At 62.6% G+C, this 1,755-nt stretch carries 3 protein-coding genes; 1 reads left to right on the top strand and 2 read right to left on the bottom strand.

Annotation, left to right across the window (positions count from 1 at the left end; all coding sequences use genetic code 11):
- Positions 1–45: 45 nt before the first annotated feature.
- Complete coding sequence (locus WCA53_RS31105) at positions 46–483, top strand: PGDYG domain-containing protein (RefSeq protein WP_423920596.1); 438 nt, start codon at positions 46–48, stop codon at positions 481–483.
- A gap of 127 nt (positions 484–610) precedes the next feature.
- Here WCA53_RS31105 and WCA53_RS31110 read toward each other — a convergent pair whose 3' ends face one another.
- Positions 611–979, bottom strand: coding sequence for a DUF3022 domain-containing protein (locus tag WCA53_RS31110; protein ID WP_423920600.1), 369 nt, complete (start codon positions 977–979; stop codon positions 611–613).
- A gap of 1 nt (position 980) precedes the next feature.
- The coding region (locus tag WCA53_RS31115) for a YhfC family intramembrane metalloprotease (protein ID WP_423920603.1) at positions 981–1,755 on the bottom strand (775 nt) is incomplete at its 5' end.

Raw genomic sequence — 1,755 nt, forward strand, 5'->3', positions numbered from 1 at the left:
CGTTGAGCGTTACGATCGCGCATTCCATCAGCCCGAGCGTTTCACATGACATCACAAAACCATCTTGACCGCCTTGACCTCGCCGCGGATGCCGCCGCGCTTCGCGTGGTGAAGGACGAAACGGTCACCGTCGAATTCGCGAGCGCTGCCGGCTCGCTGATGAGTCTTGAGGGACCGAACCAGTACCTCCCCGGCGACGCCCTTATCACCGGTGCGACCGGCGAGCGGTGGGTCGTATCGCGGGATCGTTTCGACGCGAAGTACGTGCCGCGCGAGGGTGTCGCTCATGGCAACGCCGGCGCGTACCGCAACGTACCCGTTGTGGTGCTGGCGAAACGGATGGACCAGGCGTTTTCGATCGCCCGTTCAGAAGCCGGCGATATGCTGCACGGCGAGGCCGGAGATTGGGTCATGCAGTACGCACCCGGCGACTACGGGGTGGTTAAGGCCGCGCGCTTCGCAAAGGTCTACAAAGCGACCTGATTTGACATGCTGGGCGTGTGGCGCGAGGCTGCGGCGAGGGCTCTAACCTCGCCCCACACCGCACCGCTGGCAGGACCATCTCAACACCCCCGCGGCTAGCAGAACCACCCGTGCCCCAAGCCTGCATTCAGGCGAACTCCTCGCCGATATCGATTTCCACCGTGCGCGGGACCGTTTCCCCGTTCGCGTACATTTCCTCCAGCGAGCCCAGCTCCGCTTCCACGTACGCGCGCAGCACGGCATAACTACGTGCGTGCATGCGCGGCGGCATCGCGCGATAGCGTGCGAGCGCGGCAGTATCGAAGCGGATGTCGATTGCGATGCGTCGCGCCGCCGAGCCGAAGCGCATCGCCACATAGTGGATGACCAAAGACACGCGGCCGTCTTCACCCAGGCGTTCGATGAATTGCGTTTGCTCGGGAAACAGGTCGCTCACCACGCGTGCGAGCAGTTCGATATCGGCGCTCGCGCACTCGTATTGATATTCGTCGTCCATCTCAGCTTCCTGAATTCATGCGTGGGCCGGATGCGGCCGCCACGCCGCGAAAATGACGCCTTAGTGCACGCAGCACGATCAGACCGAAGACGAGATATACCGCATCGGCGGCGGCGAGCGGAATCGCGCGTGCCTGATAGAGCGCCGCGGGCAACGCGACGAGTGCATGGGCCACGATCATGAACGGCAGTGTGAACTTGAAGCGTTCGCGCAACATCTGCCACATCAGCACGGAGAACCCGATCTGAAGCACGAAAGCCGCCCCGCGTTCGATCAAGAACGTAAAAGCATATTCCGGCGAAAGACTGCTGAGCACGAGATGCAGGCGCATCAGCGATTCGACGGGAACGCTCGCGAAGTATTGATCGAGCATGCCGCGATCGGCGAGCAGCGCGTAGACGATCCATTGCAGTTGCACCAGAACGCCGACCAGCCACGCTTCGGCGCCTGCGTGCCCGATCCCGTACCCGAGCGCAGTACCGGGCAACTGTAGGGACTCGGGCTTGCGCGAGACCAGCCACTTCATGCCGATAAAGCGCCCCACTTCTTCGCAAATGCCCGTAGCCAGTGCGCCGTAGACCACGAAGACAGCGGGATGAAGGAGGAAGCCGACAGTGGTTGCATTGCTCAGCATGAGGCCGTGGAGAGCGCGCTCGATCACCATCGAAAACAGGGCGAACACGGCGATCCCGACGATGACTTCGCGCCGCTCAAACCCGAACCGCGGGCGTAGCCGGCGATACAAGACAATGGGAAGTGCGGCGACGAGCAGCGTA

It is taken from the genome of Caballeronia sp. (genome assembly GCF_049581465.1).
GTDB lineage: Bacteria > Pseudomonadota > Gammaproteobacteria > Burkholderiales > Burkholderiaceae > Caballeronia.

Excerpts from the sequence above, each read along its gene's own strand:
- WCA53_RS31105 (WP_423920596.1), top strand. The coding sequence starts at position 46 with ATGACATCACAAAACCATCTTGACCGCCTTGACCTCGCCGCGGATGCC.
- WCA53_RS31110 (WP_423920600.1), bottom strand. The coding sequence starts at position 979 with ATGGACGACGAATATCAATACGAGTGCGCGAGCGCCGATATCGAACTG.